Annotated in this window: 20 protein-coding genes; 7 read left to right on the top strand and 13 right to left on the bottom strand. The window is 45.7% G+C overall.

The features are described 5' to 3' along the window. Window positions 1-42 precede the first annotated feature (42 nt). From J7K79_RS02125 to thiI, 9 genes are read right to left on the bottom strand one after another with little or no spacing between them, the layout of a single operon-like run. On the bottom strand, window positions 43-1,227 hold the full coding sequence (locus J7K79_RS02125) for a L,D-transpeptidase family protein (protein WP_296904638.1): 1,185 nt from the start codon (window positions 1,225-1,227) through the stop codon (window positions 43-45). Next, complete coding sequence (coaBC, locus tag J7K79_RS02120) at window positions 1,151-2,335, bottom strand: bifunctional phosphopantothenoylcysteine decarboxylase/phosphopantothenate--cysteine ligase CoaBC (protein ID WP_296904634.1); 1,185 nt, start codon at window positions 2,333-2,335, stop codon at window positions 1,151-1,153. Before coaBC ends, J7K79_RS02125 begins: the two co-directional genes overlap by 77 nt. A 3-nt stretch (window positions 2,336-2,338) precedes the next feature. Next, window positions 2,339-2,578: a DNA-directed RNA polymerase subunit omega gene (locus J7K79_RS02115; protein ID WP_296904632.1), complete on the bottom strand. Its 240-nt coding sequence runs from the start codon at window positions 2,576-2,578 to the stop codon at window positions 2,339-2,341. Then, window positions 2,563-3,186, bottom strand: a complete 624-nt coding sequence (gene gmk / locus J7K79_RS02110) for a guanylate kinase (RefSeq protein ID WP_296904630.1) — start codon at window positions 3,184-3,186, stop codon at window positions 2,563-2,565. Before gmk ends, J7K79_RS02115 begins: the two co-directional genes overlap by 16 nt. Window positions 3,187-3,197: 11 nt before the next feature. After that, window positions 3,198-3,476, bottom strand: coding sequence for a DUF370 domain-containing protein (locus J7K79_RS02105; protein WP_296904628.1), 279 nt, complete (start codon window positions 3,474-3,476; stop codon window positions 3,198-3,200). 14 nt (window positions 3,477-3,490) lie between these two features. Beyond that, window positions 3,491-4,369 carry a YicC/YloC family endoribonuclease gene (locus J7K79_RS02100; protein ID WP_296904626.1) on the bottom strand — a complete coding sequence of 293 codons (879 nt, stop codon included), beginning with the start codon at window positions 4,367-4,369 and terminating at the stop codon, window positions 3,491-3,493. A gap of 33 nt (window positions 4,370-4,402) precedes the next feature. Further along, complete coding sequence (locus J7K79_RS02095) at window positions 4,403-5,557, bottom strand: cysteine desulfurase family protein (protein ID WP_296904624.1); 1,155 nt, start codon at window positions 5,555-5,557, stop codon at window positions 4,403-4,405. Then, window positions 5,554-6,297 carry a 1-acyl-sn-glycerol-3-phosphate acyltransferase gene (locus J7K79_RS02090; protein ID WP_296904622.1) on the bottom strand — a complete coding sequence of 248 codons (744 nt, stop codon included), beginning with the start codon at window positions 6,295-6,297 and terminating at the stop codon, window positions 5,554-5,556. The genes J7K79_RS02095 and J7K79_RS02090 overlap by 4 nt, the downstream gene beginning before the upstream one ends. Beyond that, complete coding sequence (thiI, locus tag J7K79_RS02085) at window positions 6,294-7,448, bottom strand: tRNA uracil 4-sulfurtransferase ThiI (RefSeq protein ID WP_296904620.1); 1,155 nt, start codon at window positions 7,446-7,448, stop codon at window positions 6,294-6,296. The genes J7K79_RS02090 and thiI overlap by 4 nt, the downstream gene beginning before the upstream one ends. Window positions 7,449-7,556: 108 nt before the next feature. On the opposite strand from thiI, the gene J7K79_RS02080 reads away from it, so the two are divergent. The 5 genes from J7K79_RS02080 to J7K79_RS02060 are packed head-to-tail and all read left to right on the top strand — an operon-like array spanning window position 7,557 to window position 13,591. Beyond that, entirely contained in the window at window positions 7,557-8,630 is a 1,074-nt protein-coding gene (locus J7K79_RS02080; RefSeq protein ID WP_296904618.1) for a tetratricopeptide repeat protein, read from the top strand. After that, window positions 8,615-9,337, top strand: coding sequence for an A24 family peptidase (locus J7K79_RS02075; protein WP_296904616.1), 723 nt, complete (start codon window positions 8,615-8,617; stop codon window positions 9,335-9,337). Before J7K79_RS02080 ends, J7K79_RS02075 begins: the two co-directional genes overlap by 16 nt. Further along, window positions 9,338-10,507, top strand: coding sequence for a class I SAM-dependent rRNA methyltransferase (locus J7K79_RS02070; protein WP_296904614.1), 1,170 nt, complete (start codon window positions 9,338-9,340; stop codon window positions 10,505-10,507). A 1-nt stretch (window position 10,508) separates the two neighbouring features. After that, window positions 10,509-11,711: a pyridoxal phosphate-dependent aminotransferase gene (locus J7K79_RS02065; protein ID WP_296904612.1), complete on the top strand. Its 1,203-nt coding sequence runs from the start codon at window positions 10,509-10,511 to the stop codon at window positions 11,709-11,711. Then, window positions 11,669-13,591, top strand: coding sequence for an HD domain-containing phosphohydrolase (locus tag J7K79_RS02060; RefSeq protein ID WP_296904610.1), 1,923 nt, complete (start codon window positions 11,669-11,671; stop codon window positions 13,589-13,591). The genes J7K79_RS02065 and J7K79_RS02060 overlap by 43 nt, the downstream gene beginning before the upstream one ends. Here J7K79_RS02060 and J7K79_RS02055 read toward each other — a convergent pair. Beyond that, window positions 13,578-14,180: an HAD family hydrolase gene (locus tag J7K79_RS02055; RefSeq protein ID WP_296904608.1), complete on the bottom strand. Its 603-nt coding sequence runs from the start codon at window positions 14,178-14,180 to the stop codon at window positions 13,578-13,580. The two genes, J7K79_RS02060 and J7K79_RS02055, sit on opposite strands and share 14 nt — an antisense overlap. 130 nt (window positions 14,181-14,310) lie before the next feature. Between J7K79_RS02055 and J7K79_RS02050 the strand changes: the two genes are divergently transcribed. Together J7K79_RS02050 and J7K79_RS02045 are read left to right on the top strand one after the other, a co-directional pair. After that, on the top strand, window positions 14,311-15,618 hold the full coding sequence (locus J7K79_RS02050; RefSeq protein ID WP_296904636.1) for an MATE family efflux transporter: 1,308 nt from the start codon (window positions 14,311-14,313) through the stop codon (window positions 15,616-15,618). 226 nt (window positions 15,619-15,844) lie between these two features. Next, entirely contained in the window at window positions 15,845-16,228 is a 384-nt protein-coding gene (locus tag J7K79_RS02045) for a hypothetical protein (RefSeq protein ID WP_296904606.1), read from the top strand. 2 nt (window positions 16,229-16,230) lie between these two features. On the opposite strand, the gene J7K79_RS02040 is transcribed toward J7K79_RS02045, so the two are convergent. The 3 genes from J7K79_RS02040 to J7K79_RS02030 form a co-directional block, all read right to left on the bottom strand. Beyond that, window positions 16,231-17,988, bottom strand: a complete 1,758-nt coding sequence (locus tag J7K79_RS02040; RefSeq protein ID WP_296904604.1) for an LTA synthase family protein — start codon at window positions 17,986-17,988, stop codon at window positions 16,231-16,233. A 3-nt stretch (window positions 17,989-17,991) separates the two neighbouring features. Then, the gene (locus J7K79_RS02035; protein WP_296904602.1) at window positions 17,992-19,734 is read right to left on the bottom strand and encodes a peptidyl-prolyl cis-trans isomerase; all 1,743 of its coding nucleotides are present in this window, start codon (window positions 19,732-19,734) and stop codon (window positions 17,992-17,994) included. Continuing rightward, window positions 19,731-19,988 (bottom strand): amino acid--tRNA ligase-related protein (locus tag J7K79_RS02030; protein ID WP_296904600.1); only part of this gene is annotated, 258 nt, incomplete at its 5' end. The genes J7K79_RS02030 and J7K79_RS02035, both read right to left, overlap by 4 nt.

The raw sequence follows: 19,988 nt of genomic DNA, 5'->3' as shown, positions 1-19,988 counted from the left end.
TTCTTGGTGAGAAAAGCGGGGGAACTCTCCCGCTTTGTTCTTTCAATAAAGCCTTTCCGGAAAATCTCCCTTTTCTTTTACAACGATCACTTCCGTTCCCACACCCGCAAAAGCATCTAGTTCTTCTACATCCCTGTTGAACATTCTTATGCACCCGTGCGATATCCTCTTTCCTATTTCCCAAGGTTTTGAAGTCCCGTGGATCGCATAGGTGGAGTTCGAAAGTTGAAGATACCTCGTTCCAAGTCCATTCAACGGTGTCCTGGGTGAGATGTACTCCCCAAACCAGTAAAGAGCAGGATCGATCTCTTTTCTCAAGATCCAGTATTTTCCAGGCGGGGTGGCATCACTCCTTCCTAGAGCCACCGGATACACCTTCAGTAAAACGCCATCATAGTAGAGCCCCAGCTTGGAGGAAAACAGGTTGACAACGATCGTGACGGGATTCTCCCGAAAAGTAACGCGACCTATCTTCAAAATTTGTCCCGCTACGATCCTATCTGGATCTTCCAGATGGTTTATCAGAACCAGGTCACCCACCCTCACTCTGTACTGATTTGCTATGCTCCAGAGGGTTTCACCCCTTTGAACAACGTGCTGGGTGAACACGGTGTAGTCAAAGGTCCCATCTTCTCCACGCATAGGAACGGCCACTTGTTTTATAACGTAAATTTCTTTTTCAATGGAAAAGGTATAGCCAAAAGGTCCTTTGAATTGAATCCTTACAACGTGAGATCCGTCTTCAAGGAAGGACTTGAAAACGCTGATCCACTTTCCTTCAAGTTCGAAGAACCTGAAGATCCTGTTTTCTACCTTCAAGAAAATTGGTGTGAAATCACCAGCTGTAACAACAACATAGATGTAGACACCACTTTTTTTGATATCCGAGATGATTTTTATCTTTGGCTTTCTCTGGGGTACCCTCAAAAACGAAGGTGATACGTGATACATCCTCTTACCAAGAACATTGACGCCTTCAACTACTGGGATGATAAGATCACCGGGTCTCACTTCGAAAGTGTACTCATCACTTTTCACTCTTTTGGGGAAAACGAAACCCGTAGGGGTGTAGAGGTAAAAGTTCTTAATCTCACCGGTGTAGAGTTTTCTTACAGAGAGGGTTATCTCACCCTCACCCACGTTCTTTAATTCAATAAGATGATCCGCCAGCGATGTTTGAAATAACATCAAGAATACCGCCAGCCACACGAATCTTGTCATCTTCATCAATTCTTTTGACAAGACCTTCTTGAGCGTAGATGAACACCTCCACCCTCTCTGAGGAGAAAGCCTTTCTTGCGTCGTTTAAAATGATGAGATCCAGATTCTTCTTTCTCAGCTTTTTCAAAGCGTTTTCTTCAAAGTTTCCGATCTCCGCCGCAAAACCAACAAGGAACTGGTGTTTCTTCCTGTGACCGAGCTCTTCGAGGATATCCTTGGTTCTTTCAAGGTGTAGAATCAGCTCTTTTTCCGTCTTCTTCAACTTTCCACTGAACGTTTCTTTTGGCCTGTAATCACCGACAGCAGCGTTCATGATAACTATGTCCACTTCGTCGTATCTTTTCATCACTTCGTTGAACATCTCTTCTGAACTTTCAACCGATACGAATTCGTCCACGAAATAAGGTGGTCTCAGGTATGTGGGGCCAGATACCAGACACACCGTTGCTCCCATTCTCTTTGCAACCGTTGCCAGTGCGTATCCCATCTTACCTGAGCTCGCATTGGTGATGAACCTCACAGTGTCTATCCTCTCTCGTGTCGGTCCTGCTGTTATCAACACACGCTTCCCAGCGAGTTTTTTTGGAGTCGTGAGAAGGTACACTGCTTCAACTATCTTCTCGTTCTCAGGATACCTTCCCTTGCCAATTTCTCCACAGGCAAGATAACCCTCTTCTGGTTCCACTACAAACCAGCCAAGCTTTTTCAGTTTTTCGAGGTTTTCTTGAAAAATCGGATTCACGTACATCCTATGGTTCATCGTTGGCACAAGGATCTTTGCTTTTTTGCTAAAACCCATCGCAACAAGGGTGAGAAGGTTGTCGGCGATGCCGTTTGCGATCTTGGAGATCGTGTTGGCCGTTGCAGGAGCGATAAGGAGCATGTCTGCTGTCCTGGAAAGTTCCGTGTGAGGAATCCACCCGTCCTTCACATCCATCCAGTCGGAATACACCGGGCAATTCCCTACCGAGGAGAACACCACCGGTGAGACCAGCTTAGTTGCATCCGGAGTCATTACCACACAGAGCTTGTGGTTTTCCTTTCGAAGTCTGCTAACAAGATCGACTGCCTTGTAGATCGCTATACCACTGCTGACACCGAGTACGATCTTCATGTATCACTTCACCTTCGGAATGAGGGCCTTGAGGATGTCTTCGTTCTTTATTCTGATGTAGTTCATGCTCAGCTCCATGAAAGCTGTGCTGACCGGATTCTCATCCTCTGTGGCCACAAAGGGCTTTGCGTACTCTCTGATGGCCTCCGCTCGCTTGGCCACAACGACCGGGATAGCGTATTTGTAGGGGATCTTTTCCAGGAGCTCGTCGTATTTGAGTTCGAACTTCACCATTTTTTCCATCCTTTCACCTCCATTTTGAACCGCTCTATTCTATCTAGGTTTCTGAGAACTTTTGCTCTCTCCGCCATCAAAATCGACACTACCGTTTCTATGGCCTTTTGAAGATCCTCGTTGATTACGATGTAATCGAACTCGTCCATGAACATCAGTTCCCATTTCGCATTTTCCAGCCTCACGAGGATGTCTGCTTCTTTTTCCGTCCCCCTCGCGAGGATCCTCTCTTTCAGGTCCGAATAGGACGGAGGAGCAACATATATGAACACGGCGTCCGGATAACTCTTTTTGACAGACAATGCGCCCTGTACATCGATATCCAATATCACATCTTTGCCCTCGGCGATGTGTTTCTCAACAAAAGAGCGGGGTGTTCCGTAAAGATGACCGTGCACACGTGCCCACTCGAGGAACTCTCCTTTTTCAACACGCCTCAAAAACTCCTCTTCTGTGATGAAGAAATAATCTTTTCCACTTACCTCGTGAGGCCGCTTTGGCCTGGTGGTGCAGGAGACGGAAAATACCACGTTGTCTACACTTTTGAGAACTTCTTTGATGATGCTGGTCTTCCCCGCTCCTGATGGTCCGCAGATAACGAAGAGCTGCCCTTTCATCGTTCACACTCCTACCTTTTACTTTCCCGCAGGCTTCTTTCTATCTCGTAGAAGTTCTCCATGAATCTTTGTGCGATCGTTTCCGGTTGTATGGCACTCAAAATGATATGATTGCTGTCAGTGATGATTATGGACCTTGTCTTTCTTCCGTAAGTTGCATCGATAAGTTTTCCCTCTATCTTTGCCTCATCTTTCATCCTTTTCAAGGGTGAAGACTCTGGATTCACGATGGCTATCACACGGTCTCCCGCTATGACGTTCCCAAAGCCGATGTTGATCAAACCGTACATTCTCTTCCTCCCCCTCATTCAATGTTTTGAACCTGCTCTCTGAACTGGGTAACGAGCACCTTCCCTTCAAGAGCAAGATTGGATATGTCGACAGAAATCGACTTCGATAGGATTGTGTTCAACTCCCTCAACATCTCCTGACCGAGAAAATCGAGGTTCAACCCCACAGGAGCGTCACTTTCGATCAGCTCAAACGCCCTTCTTATATGACTTTTGAGGCGTGTTATCTCTTCTCTTATGTCAGTTTTCGTTGATATGAAGGCCACGTGGTTCTCTAACACATCTTCTCTCACTGAAACGTCTTGAGGAAGTATCTTTTCGACTTCTCCCTTCAATTTTTCCCGATAAAGGGCAGGAAGCTGGTCTGAGATTCTTTCTATCTTTTCGACTATTGCGAGTAGATCTTCCAGGATCTTCTTCAAATCGACAGCGATTTTTGCTCCCTCTTTTCGTCTTTCCTCAACCAGTTTCTCCAGCGACTCTTTGAGAATTGGCACGAAATGGCTCCAGATGCTCTCAACTTCTTCGTCCGAAAGTTCCATCCGAAAAACATCTTTGAACACCAAAAGATCCGACAACTTCACTGGCTCAGGTAGAGAAAGCGCGTTGACGATATCTTCGAGCATGGAGTGGTAGGCTTGAACAACGTTCCTGTCAATTTCGAGGACTTTCGGTGGTTCAAGGAACTTTATCTGAACTCTGAGGTGTATTTTTCCTCTCCTCACGTACTCTTGAAAGATGGTGTTCATTTCCAGCTCTTTCATAGATAGGTACCCTGGTATCTGGTTGATAATGTTCAAACCTCTGGAGTTGAGAGATTTCACTTCCACTCTGAAATGGTAGGGGCCAGACACTCTTTCGACTCTGCTGAAACCTGTCATGCTTTTTATCACCAGATATTCCCCCTTCTGGTTGAAATTATACCATTATCGGTGATTATTTTCATTTATTCCAAAAAAGCTCATAATTTCTCCCATTTTCTCTAGAAAATAGTCCACTTCTTCTTCTGTGTTGTACCTGCAAAGACTGATTCTTATGGCCCCCTGAGCGATCTTACGATCGATTCCCATGGCCTCCAGAACGTGGCTGAGACGTTCATCCCTGCTTGTACAGGCCGAGGAAGTGGAAACGAATATGTTGTGGCTGGAAAGGAGATTCTGGAGGGTGGATCCTCTTAGATTCGGAAAAGAGACAGAAAGAGTGTTGGGGAGCGAAACATCAAGCGGTGTTATGATGTACGCTCCAAGTTTTTTCAAACCTTCAACGAGTTTTCTTCTCAGTTTTTCCATGTGCTCTATAACACTCTCAAGGTTCTCAACGGCAAGTTCCATCGCTCTTGCCGCACCGACTATACCCGGAACGTTCTGGGTACCGGATCTGAGACCTTTTTCCTGCCCGCCTCCGTGTATGAAGGGACGTATGGGGGCACCTTTTTTTATGAACGCTATACCAACACCCTTTGGACCATGGAATTTGTGCGCACTGAAACTTGCATAATCCACGTCCAGTTCATCGAGAGAAAAGGGTATTTTCCCTACTGTCTGAACGGCGTCCACATGCACCAAGATTTCTCTGCTCTTTTTCTTTACGACTTTCACGATTTCCTCTATGGGCTGAACAGTTCCCACTTCGTTGTTCGCAGCCATTACGCTAACAAGGAACGTGTCATCATCGATCGCTCGCTCCAGTTCTTCCAGTTTCACAACACCCCTGGAGTCAACAGGGACGTATTTCACCTTGAAACCTCTAAAAGAGAGATACTTCAGTGTTTCAAGAACTGCCTTGTGCTCTATGGGAGTTGTGATGATGGTTCTTTTTCTCCTCTCGAAAACCTCTGCAACCGCTTTGTGTATCCAGTTTATCGCTTCCGTCGCACACGAAGTGAAGAATATCTCGGAAGGTGACACACCGAGAATTTTTGCAACCTTCTCCCTTGCTCTTTCGAGATGAAGGTTCGCCTTTATCCCCATCCCGTGGGCGGAGTTGGGATTTCCGAATTTTTCCCTATAGAACGTGACCATCTCTTCCAGGACACGTTCATCTACTTTCGTTGTCGCGTTGTTATCGAAGTAAACCCTCATTCCGACCACCTCTCTTTCAGCTCTTCCACACCCTTTTTGATGACGCCTTCCACGTACTTTCTCAACTCTTCTTCTTTGGAGAATTCCCTTGGATTGACGGGTTTGTGTATCCTGAGAAACACTTTGCCAGGCGTGAAGACCCAGTGATTCTTCGGTATCAGATGGTAGGTTCCCCAGATGGACACAGGAAGAACAAGAACACCGGTCCTCATAGCGATCATGAGGCTGTCCTTTTTGAATGGAAGCATCTCACCATTCGGTGATCTTGTTCCCTCCGGAAAGACGATGAACGTGACACCGTTTCTCAATTTCTCGATTGCTTCTCTCAGCGCCTTCACCGCTTTTCTTGGATTTTTTCTATCAAGGAAAACACCGTTCAAGTACTTTATGTACCAGTTCACGCCCGGTATCTTCCTCAGTTCCTCCTTAGCAATGAAAGCTCCTGTGGCGACAAATCCAAGTATCAAAGGAATGTCCATGAGACTCTGATGATTCGCCACAACAATGAAATTTCTGTCCTTTGGTATGTTCTCTTCACCCTCGACGATCACCTTGGAGAAGAGCCACCCGAACGCTCTCCTTCCGAACTTTTTTATTTCTTTCAAAACATACCTTCTTGCTTCTTCTTTATCCCTCATCAGGAAAGATCTGAGGAGAACGAAACCACCGTAGAAGACGATATAAACGGTCGCAATGAAATAGAAGTACAGAGTCACCAGAAACTCTCTGAACTTTTTCACTCTATCACCTCGATCTTTCTCGACTTGAACGCCTCCTCTTCGAGAACCGAAAGGTCAAGTATCTTTTGTTCCAACTCCTCTAAAGCAGAGGGGTGAGATCTTGTAGCAGGATTCTTCGGAGCGAAGAAAACACAGCTATCCTGATATGGTTTTATAGATATCTCATACGTTCCTATTTCTCTTGCCTTGTTCACGATCTCCGTCTTGTCGAATCCTGCAAGAGGTCTGATCACAGGTCTTGTTGTGACACTCTCGATCGACCACAGGTTTTCCAGCGTTTGGCTCGCCACTTGCCCCACGTTCTCTCCAGTGTAGAAGGCGATCGCGTTGACTTCTTCCGCGATCTTCTCCGCTATCCTGAACATGGATCTCCTGTACATGATCAGGGAATATCTGTCTGGGACACTCTTTTTTATCTTGAGCTGAACTTGAGTGAGATTCACCACATGCAATCTCAAAGAATACCCTCCACTGAACTCTCTGAGCACCCTGAGAACGTCTTTCACCTTTTCAACGGCACCTTCTGAAGTGAACGGAGGTGATACGAAGGTGACGGATTCTATCAAAACACCCCTCTTCAGTGCGTACCATCCAGCAACCGGGCTGTCTATTCCCCCAGAGAGGAGCAAAATCGCCTTCCCACCTGTGCCAACGGGGAGCCCACCGTAGCACTCTACCTTGTCTGTGAACACAAGGATACCTTCCGGTCTCACTTCAACTCCCAGAACAAAATCCGGATTGTGTACATCCACACTGAGTTCTTTGAAATTTCTGAGAACAAGAGAGCCGAGTTCGTTGTTCATTTCATAGACGCCTTTTCTGTACTCCTTATATGCCTTTTTTGCCTGAACTTTGAAGGTCTTGAATTCCCCCTGCTCCAATTTTTCTTTCACCGCAGCAAGGACAGTCTCTTTTACCTCTTCGAAGTCGTGACTCACAAGAAACCCCTTACTGAAGTTCTGAATTCCGAAGATCTTTTTCAGCTTATCGTCGAGATTGGTATCCTCAACCGGTATGATGAACCTTCCCCACTGCTTTTTCACTTTCACGCCCGTTACCCTTTCGATGTTCTTTTTGAGGGCGTCTTCGAAGTTTTTTCTGTTTTTCCCCTTAAGACCTATCTCGGCATACCTTACGATGTAAACTCTCAACCCATCCACCTCCGGATAGAATTTTAGCAAATGAACGAAAAGAGGTTGCCGATCCCAGGTGTATAATGTAAAATAAAGATGAACCGAAAGTTTCAGGAGGGATGCTACATGGCAGAACATATAATAACACTCGCTTTGTCCGGCGACAAGGTAGATATCACCACTTCCACACCCCTTGTGGTGGCTCTCAGAGATCTTCTCTATGAAGGTGACTGGGAGCTCTTGAAAGAGGATATGGAAGCGAAGAAAAACATAATGAAGGAGGTTCAAACGTGCGAAAAACTGGAAGGGATCGTCCACCTAGACGAAACCGTTTACGAACCTCTTATCTTTCCGGAGTTTCAGAAGTGGCTTGAAGAGGAAGAGATAAGTGTGAAGGACTTCAAAAACGTCTCTCTGAAAGGACTCTACGATCTTGCCCTTGAGTACGCAGACCGAAATCTTTACGATGTGTCGCACGACATAATCAAGTTCATGCTCGACATCGACAGCAACTACGCTCCAGCGTACGAATTGAAGGGAACCCTTCTCGTTGAACAGGGAAGGGTAGAAGAGGGAATTAAATACCTCGACAAAGCGGTGGAAATAGATCCGTGGCTTGTACAGGCTTACGCTTCCCTGGGAGAGGCTTATTATAATCTTGGTGACTACGAAAAAGCCGTTCATTACTGGGAAAGAGAACTGGAGTATGCCCCCGATGACAAGCTCACCTATTTCGTTTTGGCAGAGACATATCAAGAGATGAACAGAAAAGATCTTGCCATCAGAACATTGGAGAGGCTCCTGAAAAGAGACCAGAAGAACATTCCCGCCTTGTATCAGCTCTCGGAACTTTACAGAACGCTCGGCGAGGAAAGGAAAGCGAAAGAGATGGAGGAACGTATTATGAAGGCCAAGCCAACGTATCCCACCGAGATAGAACCGTGGGCGAAGGTGATGCTCAGGCATGGAAAATACGAAAAAGTGGCTGAAGAATTGGAAAAGATAGTCGAATCATCTCCTCTGAACACGCTTGCAAGACTCCTTCTTGTGGTTCCTTATGTGAAGATGGGAAAAGTCGATAAAGCAAGAGAAATACTCGAAGACCTCGAGCAGACGAACGTCTGGTATTATTATGGAAAGAAAGAAATCTTCGACGAGCTTCTTACAGAGGAGGAAAAAGCAGCTTGTGGCATATCTTGATGTTCGGTCTTGGACTGATAATTGGAAGTTTTTTGAACGTGGTGATTTATAGATCAACGAGGGAGGGTCTCAAACTATGGGATCCTCCTTATTCGTTTTGTCCTAATTGTAAAAGAAAGATACAATGGTACGACAACGTGCCCCTCTTGAGCTACATCCTTTTGAAGGGAAGATGCAGGTATTGTGGCTGGAAAATTCCTTTGAGATATCCGATTGTGGAGCTTTTAACAGGGGTGGTGTTTCTCTTGAATTCTCTCCTCATGAAAGACTCCCTAGATCTTTTTCTGGCATGTACGATATCTTCGTCTTTGATCGCTATTTCCTTCATAGATCTTGAAACTTTTCTGATACCAGATTACCTGAATTTCACTGTTGTTGCCTCTTCCTTCATTGTGGCGTTGAGAGAACGTTTTCTGGACCACCTGATGGCTTTTTTTATCGTGACGGCTATGTTTTTGGTTTTGAAGTTTTTTTACAGAGATGGTCTGGGGATGGGAGACGTGATTCTTGCAATGGGGATGGGTATTCTTCTTTCCCCCTTCCCTGCCATAATCGCTGTTCTCGTTGCGTCAATTTCCGGTATTCTGTTTGCGCTGATAAGGGGAAAGGGTAAAATGGATATAAAAATGCGCATTCCGTTCGGACCTTTCCTCGCCTTGGGGGGATACACCCTGTTTCTCATATCGTATACGACGAGGTGGTTGTAGTTGGCCAGGGTTTTTCTTGAAAAACTCAGCAAAAGGCTTTTAGGCGGTCATCTGTGGGTTTACGAAAACGAGATCTCGAGGGTGGAAGGTGACTATGAAAACGGAGAAGTGGTGGATCTCTTCAGACCCGATGGTTCTTTCTTCGGAAGGGGATACATAAACGATCACTCGAAAATCAGAGTGAGGATTCTCACCTGGAGAAACGAGAAAATAGACCGTGAGTTCATAAAGAAAAGAATAGAGGACGCCCTCAAAAAAAGAAGATCCATCGAGGACACAAGTGCTTTCAGGGTGGTGCACGGTGAGGGGGACTTTTTACCGGGTCTCATCGTGGATCTTTTCGGTGATTACGCTGTCATCCAGATTACAACGTTAGGAATGGAAAGGATGAAAGAGTGGATTCTGGATGCTTTGATAGAGCTTTTTCGACCGAAGGGAATATACGAAAAGTCGGTTGGAACATTTCGTGAGAAAGAAGGTTTGGAAGATCACGAAGGATGGATCTACGGTGGGGGTCCCGAGCTGATCGAATTCAAGATGAACGGGCTGAGGTTCCTTGCGGACACGAAGGGACAGAAGACCGGTTTCTTTTTGGATCAGAGAGAGAACGCCAGGATGGTGTTCGACTTCGCTGAAAATAAGGTATGTCTGGATGTCTTTTCCTATACAGGAAACTTCGCAGCCCATCTCCTGAAAGGTGGAGCCAAGCACGTCACCCTCGTGGATTACTCCGAAAGATCCCTGGAAATCGCAAGAGAAATACTGAAAATGAATGGCTTTAAAAGTTTCAATACAATCGTTGGTAATGCTTTCGACATCTTGAAAAGCTTTGACAGAAGCAGCGAAAAATACGATCTTGTGGTGTTGGATCCTCCATCCTTTGCGAAGAGCTCCAAAAGCCTTGAGAACGCAAAGAGAGGATACAAGGAAATAAACCTGAGAGCGATGAAAATTTTGAGAAAACCAGGGATCCTTGTGACATCATCCTGTACCCAGATAGTTTCCGAGGAAACGTTCAGAAGGGTCCTCATGAATGCTTCCTTCGATACTAGGACCTGCTTGACCGTGTTGAAGAAGGGGGGACAACCCTCCGATCATCCTATCCTCCTGAACGTTCCGGAAACCCAGTATCTGAAGTTCTACATTTTCCAAGTTGAGAAGAGGTGGTAACGTGTTTTCGGAGCGCGTACTGAAATTCGAGGAGAGTCCCATAAGAAAACTCGTGCCGTACGCCGAAACGACGAGGAGGCGTGGCATAAAGATCTACCATCTGAACATCGGCCAGCCTGACCTGAAAACTCCTGGAGTATTCTTTAAAAGCATTCAAAGAAAAAGACCTGATGTTGTTTACTATTCGCACTCTGCTGGTATACGGGAACTTCGAGAAGCGTTTGCCTCTTACTATCAAAGAAGACAAAACGCTAGCGTGGAACCGGAGAACGTCCTAGTTACAAATGGAGGAAGCGAAGCGATTCTTTTCTCCTTCACTGTGGTGGCGGATCCTGGTGACGAGATACTCGTTTTAGAACCCTTTTACGCCAACTACAGAGCTTTCGCGAGGATAGCTGGTGTGAAGCTCGTGCCTGTAGTCAGGCGAATGGAGGACAACTTCTCGATTCCTAACAATCTGGACAACTTTGTAAGTGATAGAACGAAGGCGATCGTGCTGTCCAATCCCTGCAACCCCACAGGGGTGGTCTATGGAGAAAAAGATTTGCACTACCTTCTGGATTTCGTTGAAAGAAACGATCTTTTCATGATAGTCGACGAAGTTTACAGCGAGATAGTGTTTCGAGGAAATTTCGTGAGTGCTATGACCCTAGAAAACGATAGGGTAATAGTAGTGGACAGTGTCTCAAAGAAATTCAGTGCATGTGGAGCGAGGGTGGGGTGCCTCATCACAAAAAACGAGCGTGTGCTGAAACATGCCATGAAACTGGCCCAGGGAAGGCTGTCACCTCCTCTTCTTGAACAGATAGGTTCTGTTGCTCTTTTGAATCTTGATGACGATTTTTTCGAAACTGTCAGAGAAACGTACAGGGAAAGAGTCGAAATCATTATCGACAAACTCGAGGAGCACGGTTTGAAAAAATTCACAAGACCCTCAGGAGCTTTCTACGTCACTGTAGAGCTTCCCGTGGAAAATGCGGAGGAGTTTGCCAAATGGATGCTCACAGATTTCAATCTTAACGGTGAAACAACGATGGTTGCACCGCTGAAAGGATTCTACATCACACCGGGGCTGGGAAAAAGAGAGATCAGAATTGCCTGTGTACTCGAGAAAAAATCGCTTTCAAGGGCTATGGATGTCCTCATGGAGGGATTGAACACGTGGTTGAAAAAGTTCTCTTCGGCACGGCGTTGTCTTTCCTAGTCGCTCTTTATCTTTCCATTCCGAAAGATCTCAGGCTGAAAAGACTCTTGAAAGTTGCTCCTTTCTCCCTTCCGTTCGTCTTTGGGGGTTGGCAATCCCTTTTGACGGCTTTTCTAGTTGCTTACGCTCTGGAGATCCTTGGCTCGAACAGCTTTCTGATCCTTCTGACACTTCCTCTTGCGTTGATCAACATTCCTCTCTTTTATGTATCCATCGCGGTGCTGAGCTTCGCTGTTTTCATAAGAAAGAACCCCTTTGAAAAAACCCTTCTCTTTCTGGAGACTCTCTTTGTCTCTTTCCTTGTGCTCTTTTCTATCTTAAGTGCCATTAAAGAAGACTACATCCCTTCCTTTCTCGCCATTTTTGCCTTTTCTCTTCTTTTGCTTGAGAAAAAATGGAGAAAGAAAAGCGAGGAAAGTTTACAGAAAAAAACAGAAGAGCTTTCCGCTGTTAACCAAGAACTAACGGCATTGAACCAGCAGCTCACCGCGGTGAATCAAGAACTGGAGGCGTCCTACGAAAGTCTTCAGGTGCTGTCCAACCAGCTGAACAGGATGATGGAGATCATGGGAGAAATAGACCTTGAAATTGATCCCTTCCCTATCCTGGAGAAGGTCTTTTACGACTCAAGAAAGCTGGTGGAGCCTCTCTCGGGCCTCGCGGTGAAAAACTCAAAACAGGAGTTCATGGTTGGAAAAAAAACTGAGAGCTTCCTTCAAAAAAGATCGAAAAATTCGGAGGTAAAGTTGTTCATATCGAGAAAGCTGGAAAGAGACGAAGAAACATTTTTGAAATCCATTATGAACTTTTCACTCTTTCTTTTGAGAGCACACGACTCCTACTGTGAAGTGCTGGAAAATAGAAATACCCTGTCTCATATGCTCACCTCCCTGGAAGAAGTTCTGGTGGTTTCGAATAGAACAGAACTTTTGGAGAAAATGCTCCACTACCTGAGGGATATACTTCCAGGAATCGTTCTGTCTTCCATTTCCATGCTGGAGGACAACAAGCTGACCACTTTCTTTTTGAGAGATGAAAAAGTAGAAAAGACAAACCTGAATCGAGGAATCGTCATGAGAGCTTTCAGAGAAAGAAAAGACATTCTCATTGAGGATGTGAAGGACTTTCCAGAGTTCTTTGATGTAACGGGTGGAAAGGCAAGATCCGCTGCTGCTGTTTTTTTCGAGTACGAAGACATGCCGTTTGTGATAGAGGTGGAAAAAGAAGCGGCGTTTTCTGAATTCGAGTTTTCTACTCTGAAGATGATGGCGCGCGTTCTGAGCATTTTCCTTTCGAGGTTGAACCTCTATAGGAAGTTGAGGAGTACGTTCTTTCAGACCATAGAGGCGTTTTCTTACGCTATGGAACTGAAAGATCCTTACACCAGTGGCCACAGTTTGAGGGTTTCCAAATATGCCCAGGAGATCGCCAGAAGAATGGGACTTTCAAAACATAGGATCGAAAGAATAAGAATAGCTGCCCTGCTCCACGACATAGGAAAAATAGGGATGAGAGGAGCGATACTCAATAAGACCTCGAAGCTCACAAAGGAAGAATACGAAGAGGTGAAAAAACATCCCGAGCTGGGAGAAAAGTTGATCAGCAAGGTGGAGGATTTTTCAGACATAGCCAAAATAGTACGGCATCACCACGAGTGGTACGGAGGAGGTGGCTATCCCGATAACCTTTCCGGAGAGGAGATACCTCTTGAGTCCAGAATAATTGCAATAGCAGATGCCTTCGATGCTATGACAAGTGACAGGCCCTACAGAAAGGCGATGAACAAGAACACGGCCCTTGAAATTCTTCGAAAGAACGAGGGTCTTCAGTGGGATCCTCTTGTTTTGAAGGTTGCCCTGAGTTACTTCAGCGAACTTTGATGAACCTCATTCCCGTTCTTTCGCATGCCCCGTCGTTCAGATCGTCATCACCGTACATGACACAGTTCTCCGGAGAGGTACCGATCTTCTCGCATATTTCGAGGTAATACCTCGGATCGGGCTTGCAGAAGTGGAAGTTTTCCATATCCGTTATCAGGTGGAAATCTTCTTCTGAGAGACCTATCCAATTCAATCTTTTCACTATGGCGATTCTGGGAAAAACAGGATTTGTTGCAAGAACGATTTTTCCTTTCTTTTTCTTTTCCTCAAGAAGGTCTATCGTTTTCTTTACAGGTTTGACTGCGTGCCTGAGGGAGTCGAATAGTTCACTTTCGTAGAACTCCATGAAGAGATCTTTCCATTCCCCTGCTCTCCGCCCTGTTTTCCTCTCAAGGCATCTCATGTATCTCTCTAAATTGGTGGAACCATCAGGGTTTCTCGTTATTTCCTCCACACAATCAAGAACCAGATTCGGTGAGAGGGGGATTCCTCGTTTTTTGAAAAACAGAGTCAGATTTTTGAAATACTCCCTTGCAAAACCATTGTCTTCTGCCAGCGTCCCATCGTAATCGAAGAGAAAGAACTTCATCTTCCTGCCCTCCTTTTTTTAACTATTCTAACACTAGTTCGGTGATAGAATTTTTAACAGGAGGTGAGATGTTTTGGAAAGAGAAACGAGAGGGATCAAACTTCTGAGAGGAGATCCCAGAAAAGCGATAGTGAAACTCTCCATTCCCATGATGCTTGCCATGCTGGTCCAAACGGTCTACAACCTAGCGGACGGAATCTGGGTTGCTGGACTTGGACCCCAGGCATTGGCAGCAATAGGCTTGTTTTTTCCAGTATTCATGATCATCATTTCGCTTGCAGCGGGTATAGGTGTCGGAGCCAGCTCCATTGTGTCCCAGAAGATCGGTGAAAGAGACAAAACAGGTGCCGATACTGCTGCTTCAGTCTCCATGTTACTTTCGGTGATCATCGGGTTGATGGGTGTTGCAGTTTTTCTGCCCGTCATTTCATCCATTCTCGGTTTTGCCGGCGCGCGTGGAGAGACCCTTCGATTGGCTCTCGAATACTCTGTAGTTCTCATATACTCCATTCCCCTGATCATGTTCAACAACGTGGCGAACGGTGTTCTCAGGGGGGAAGGAGATGCAAAAAGGACGATGATCGCCATAATGGTGGGGTCTTTTCTCAACATAGCCCTCGATCCCGTGTTCATATACGTCTTTGGATGGGGTATCAAAGGAGCCGCCTACGCCACAGTGCTATCGATCGCCGTTTCTTCTTTTCTAATCTCGTACTGGTTGCTCTTCAAAAAAGACACGTACGTGTCCTTTCGTCTTAGGTGGGACGGAGAAATATTGAAGAAAATTCTGAAAATAGGTATTCCAGCCTCTCTAGCCCAGATCACAATGTCTGTGGCGATCTACGTGTTGAACGTTTTCGTAGTGAAAGCGGGAGGAGATTACGGAGTGGCAGTTTTCACAAGTGCATGGCGTGTGGTAAATTTCGGCACGGTTCCACTCATCGGGATGGCCACGGCGGTAACGTCTGTCACGGGAGCAGCGTTCGGTGAGAGAAACGGCGAAAAACTCGAAACGGCACACCTTTACGCCGTGAAACTCGGTTTCTTCGTCGGGCTGATGGTGACGACAACAATTCTCATCTTCGCACCTTTCATAGCGAAGGCGTTCACTTACTCTCAGGAAGGAGAAAGACTTTACGGTGAACTTGTGAAAGCGCTCAGGATCCTGAGTCTTTTTCTTCCTAGTGTTCCCTTTGGGATGTTCACTTCCTCCATGTTTCAGGGGGTGGGCCAGGGCTTAAAGAGTCTCATCGTGACCATAATGAGAACTGTGATCATGCAGGTTCTCTTCTCGTGGTTGCTCGTATTCGTTTTGAACATTGGACTCACTGGAGCCTGGTGGGGTATCGTCCTCGGGAACGCCACGTCCGCTCTCATCACCTTCACTTGGGGAAGGTTCACGGTAAATCAGTTGAAAAGAGAATTTCAGGTGAGTTGATACCCTCTCGCGTCTCGAACGGATCCGCTCTCTACATCGACCAGAAAGGCGTTACTCCAAGAATGGTTCATGTGGACCCCTTTTCACACTATGTGTCCCGGTGATTCTAAGAGTGATGGGGACGTACTTGAAGGGTACAACCCACGTTTCTCCGATCCCTTCACCACTCTTCTGAGCCTTCATCTACACACACTTCCTGGTAGAATGTTATCGGGGAGGGATGCTTATGATAAAGATGGAAGCCTCCTACTCTATCATCGAAAAAATTGTTTTGAAAAGTGCTGAAGGAATCTCTCACTTTTCGATCTCGAAAGATGATGAAAATCTCCTGGTCAAACTGAAACACGGTTCCTTTCCCTTTGCCATCTCCGTGAAGATCAAGATTCTGTCGATCCAGAGAGTCCCGGATGATCCCATCGTGCTGAAAGTGGGTGTTCCTTCTTTTTTAATGGAGATGCTGAAGAAGAAGATAGAAAGAGATGGTCTGGAAGTCCGTGGAAACGAAATACACCTCTACACTAAGAAAATCTCCAAGGTATTCGAAGACCTCATAGTTTCGAATTTGGTGTTCAAAGACGACAGGATTGTGCTCCACGTAGAGGAAGCGTGAATTCACTTTCCTGCAACGTCTGAAAGAGATTTACAATTTCTGAGAACAAAGTATCTGGAGGCTTCTATTTGCTGTATAGCTTTCACATAACCATCCAGAAACTCCACGTAACTTCTGCTCTCACCGTTTTCAATGGCCAGACTTTTATCCAGCCTTCCATCCCAGGAAACTATGAAGATCCGATTGTCGTCTATGAACGAACCGTCGGGGACATGATACCTCAACGCAACGAAACCGTGATCCGTGTTCAAAAGATCATGCCCCATGAAAAAGCCTCCTTTGTACTCTATACCCATAACGTTGAGAATCGTTGGTAGAAAATCGATCTGCCCACCTACGGTTTTTACAGTACGGTGAGCTCTACTTCCAGGCACATGTATTGCAAAGGGAATGTTGAGCGCTTTCTCAAAGGAGAATTCTTCCCCTAGGAGCTTTGGCATGTTGATTTTGACTTCTCTGTTGAACGGATACAGCCCCGCATGATCACCGTAGAGAACGATCACCGAATTGTCGTAGAGCCCGCTACGCTTGAGTTCTTTCATGAAAACTCCAAAAGCCTCATCCGCATAGTGTATAGCCTGAAGATAATGGCCGACTATGGTGTCTCTTATTTCCTCTGGGAGGGTCAGTTTCCTGTGCTCTTCAGGGATGACAAAGGGCGTGTGACTCGATATAGTGATCAAGAAGGCATAGAAAGGCTGCGGATAGTTCTTCAATCTCTGAACGGCCTGTTTGAAGAAAGAAACGTCCGCCAGGCCCATTCCGAAGATTTCGTCCCGTTTGAAATCTTCCAGACTCACAAATTCATCGAATCCCATGTGTTTGTAGACCTCCTCCCTGTTCCAGAACCACGCAACGTTCCCATGAAACACGATTGTGTGATAGCCGTTCAGCTTCATTATTTTGGGAAGTGTCGGGAGATTTATCATGGGATACTCTTCATAGATCACAACGTCCCCCAGTGTGTGGATGGAAGTGTTGACCACAAACTCGGCATCCGCCGTGTTCCCACTTCCCACTTGCTGGTAGCACCTTGAAAAGTAGATCGTGTCATTGTCCTTCAGAAAAGCGTTTATGTTCGGTGTGATCTCCTGACCGTTCACCTTAAGACCAACAACGAAGTTCTGAAGTGACTCCATTTGAACGACTATCACGTTCTTTCCTTTTCCAATCCCGAAAAACTTCTTTTGTGAAGCACGCTTTTCCGTCTCTACCTTTGGAACCCCTTCGGCTTCGTTCTTTCTACCTCCAGGGACGAAAAGATCGATTATATCTTGAAGATGGTAAGAAAACATCCCGTATCTGTTGAAAACGAATTTCGGTTCCAAATGTTGAGATGTGTGGATGGCGGCAATAAAGGTGAAAGAAACCAGCATCAAGTTCAGCGTAAAGGGACTGAACTTGGGTCTTCCTCTTTCTCTGAAAAGAAACCACACGAAAGGAAGATCCGCCACAAAGAGAAGAGAATAAGCATCGATGAAGTATTTTATGTCTCCCCCGAGATCACCTACTTGAGGAATCAGAGTGATTTCCCTTATGGAAGGGAGATTCCCGAAGTTTTGAAAATACAGATAATCGACGAAGAGTAAAAGGGAGAGCACTGTGTAAAGGAATTTGTGCTCTCCCCGAAAGATCAGAAATAAAACGATGATCCAGCCAGCTGTGCTGAAAACAAGTGAAACGCTGAAAGAATTCAATGTGTGAACGTAAAACAAAACGAGTTTTACAACGGTTAAAAGAACAAGGAGATAACCACCCATTCCTCACTCACCTGTTGTTGTCGAAGAAGTGGATTCTTCCGTTTTCAGCTCCTCTAAAAGAGACTCCACCTGATTATATGCGGACTCATAGTCCATGAAGTTCGGATCTATCTTCTTCATCTCGTCAAGATAGGACTTTGCGGACGTGGGATCTTTCAACGCAAGGCTCATGTCGTAAAGCATGTAGTAAGAATCAAGACGCATGTCGGTGGAAGCGTTTGTGGCGTTGGCAACGGTGTAAAGACCGAGCATGACTCTGATAACTTGATTTGGGTCGTATCCACCTGTTGAAAGATACGGTTTAACCTGGTTATACAGGTTAGAGTAGTAGTTGTACCTGATGTTGACATCGTTTGGATTCATCTGATACGCGTACTCGAGCACGTACGTGGAAGACGGGTAGTTCGCGTAGAGATAGGCCACAACCGCTCTTTTTTGACTCTCCACCGCCTTTCTCTCGTTTTCGAGTTCCTTCTTCTTTTCGGCAACTTCCTCGAGCGAAAGTTTTCCGTACTTTTTCACGAGATCTTTATCAGGTTCCTGAGATTTTTTAAGTGCTTCTTCGTATTGTGTCATCTCAGCTATCTGCTTGGTGATTTCTTGGATCTTCGTGTCAGAGAGAAGGACGAAGAGCGACTTCAATTCGTCGGATCCTTCTTCTACCAGCTTATCCTCCTGGAAAAGAAGATCTGATAGCTTTTCGTAAAGACCTTCCTCGTTTTTCAAGTATCTCCACCAGTACTCGAGCACCTGGTCGTTGAATGCGTAAGAAAGTTTCTCCTCCTTCATGAATTCTTTCAGCCACTTCTGAAACTTTTCCTGCTCCAGTTTTGTTTTTACTTCACTGTACGCGTCACTGTTTTCAAAGGCGTTGAAATCTGCGAGGACCGAGGAAGTTTTCACCCTGAACACGTACCACTGATCGAGGAAATAAAATGGTCCGACGATCGAACCTGGAGTGGCGCTGAACAGAGCCGTATCCATTTCTTCGGGGAAGATCCCCCTTGTAGCGTTGGAGAATGATTGTACTGTGAGTTCCATACTGGAAGCTGCTTCATCGAACCCCAATTCGTTAGCTTTCGCCAAGAATTCCCGAGCGGTGAAGCTGCTGTCGAACGATATGGCATCCAGGTCCACTCTGTCGTATTGATTTTGAAGATTTTCCTTGTTTTCCTCAAAGTACTGTTTTATCTCATCTTCCGTCACGGCACCGACCGTTTCCCGGACCTTCTTTACGGTGAGTTGGACGCGCGTTTGAGGTTCCAAGTAGTTTTTCTCGTAGTTTGTCAGGCTTCCGTACAACCTCTTTATCCTTTCAAGCTGGTTCCGATCGCTCTTTATCGTATTAATGACGTTATTTACTTCCTGCTCTATCTCTTTCTTAGAAGGTTTTACGTTGCTTTTCTCCGCGTAGTAGAGAACTACTTTCTGCTGAAGGAACACATCCGCTATCAACGCCTTGAGCCTGGGTTCTTCGAACAGAGGATCCAGAGAAGTGATCCTGTAGGAGTTCAACAAATTTGAATAGTAATCGTTCACTTCCCAGGGCATGAGCCAATAGGCGGGATCGTTGAGCGCTGTGCCATTTTTTGTAATGTAGGCAAGACTCTGGTCCAGAGTATAGTTTACGTTCCTGGGGGTGCTCCTCAAGTTTATCGACACAGACCACCAGATCATACCCGCGACGAAAGCAATGGCGATCGCCCAAATGATGACTCCCTGCCATTTTTTCATCCATTTTCTCATTCCATGAACCCTCCTTCAAATTCCGCCTCTTCTTCCTCAAACTTTTTCGGCCTCACAAGGGGAAAAGGAATGACATCCCTTATTGTGGGGGAATCTGTGATGAACATGAATAACCTGTCAAGACCGATACCAAGCCCTCCTGTGGGAGGCATCCCGTATTCGAGAGCTCTTACAAAATCCAGGTCCATCATGTGAGCTTCCTCGTCACCCTCTTTCCTCATCTTCGCTTGTTCTAAAAACCTCTGATATTGATC

The sequence above is a fragment of the Thermotoga sp. genome, assembly GCF_021162145.1.
In the GTDB taxonomy this organism is placed as follows: Bacteria; Thermotogota; Thermotogae; order Thermotogales; family Thermotogaceae; genus Thermotoga.
The sequence above is the reverse complement of the archived record's forward strand: the minus strand, read 5'-3'. Positions and strand labels throughout refer to the sequence as shown.

Bases quoted from the DNA above. Each gene is read 5' to 3' on its own strand.
- gmk (WP_296904630.1), bottom strand. From the start codon at position 3,186: ATGAAAGGGCAGCTCTTCGTTATCTGCGGACCATCAGGAGCGGGGAAG.
- J7K79_RS02040 (WP_296904604.1), bottom strand. From the start codon at position 17,988: ATGGGTGGTTATCTCCTTGTTCTTTTAACCGTTGTAAAACTCGTTTTG.
- J7K79_RS02055 (WP_296904608.1), bottom strand. From the start codon at position 14,180: ATGAAGTTCTTTCTCTTCGATTACGATGGGACGCTGGCAGAAGACAAT.
- J7K79_RS02125 (WP_296904638.1), bottom strand. From the start codon at position 1,227: ATGAAGATGACAAGATTCGTGTGGCTGGCGGTATTCTTGATGTTATTT.
- J7K79_RS02080 (WP_296904618.1), top strand. From the start codon at position 7,557: ATGGCAGAACATATAATAACACTCGCTTTGTCCGGCGACAAGGTAGAT.
- J7K79_RS02105 (WP_296904628.1), bottom strand. From the start codon at position 3,476: ATGTACGGTTTGATCAACATCGGCTTTGGGAACGTCATAGCGGGAGAC.
- J7K79_RS02045 (WP_296904606.1), top strand. From the start codon at position 15,845: ATGATAAAGATGGAAGCCTCCTACTCTATCATCGAAAAAATTGTTTTG.
- coaBC (WP_296904634.1), bottom strand. From the start codon at position 2,335: ATGAAGATCGTACTCGGTGTCAGCAGTGGTATAGCGATCTACAAGGCA.
- J7K79_RS02095 (WP_296904624.1), bottom strand. From the start codon at position 5,557: ATGAGGGTTTACTTCGATAACAACGCGACAACGAAAGTAGATGAACGT.
- J7K79_RS02035 (WP_296904602.1), bottom strand. From the start codon at position 19,734: ATGAGAAAATGGATGAAAAAATGGCAGGGAGTCATCATTTGGGCGATC.
- J7K79_RS02115 (WP_296904632.1), bottom strand. From the start codon at position 2,578: ATGGAAAAAATGGTGAAGTTCGAACTCAAATACGACGAGCTCCTGGAA.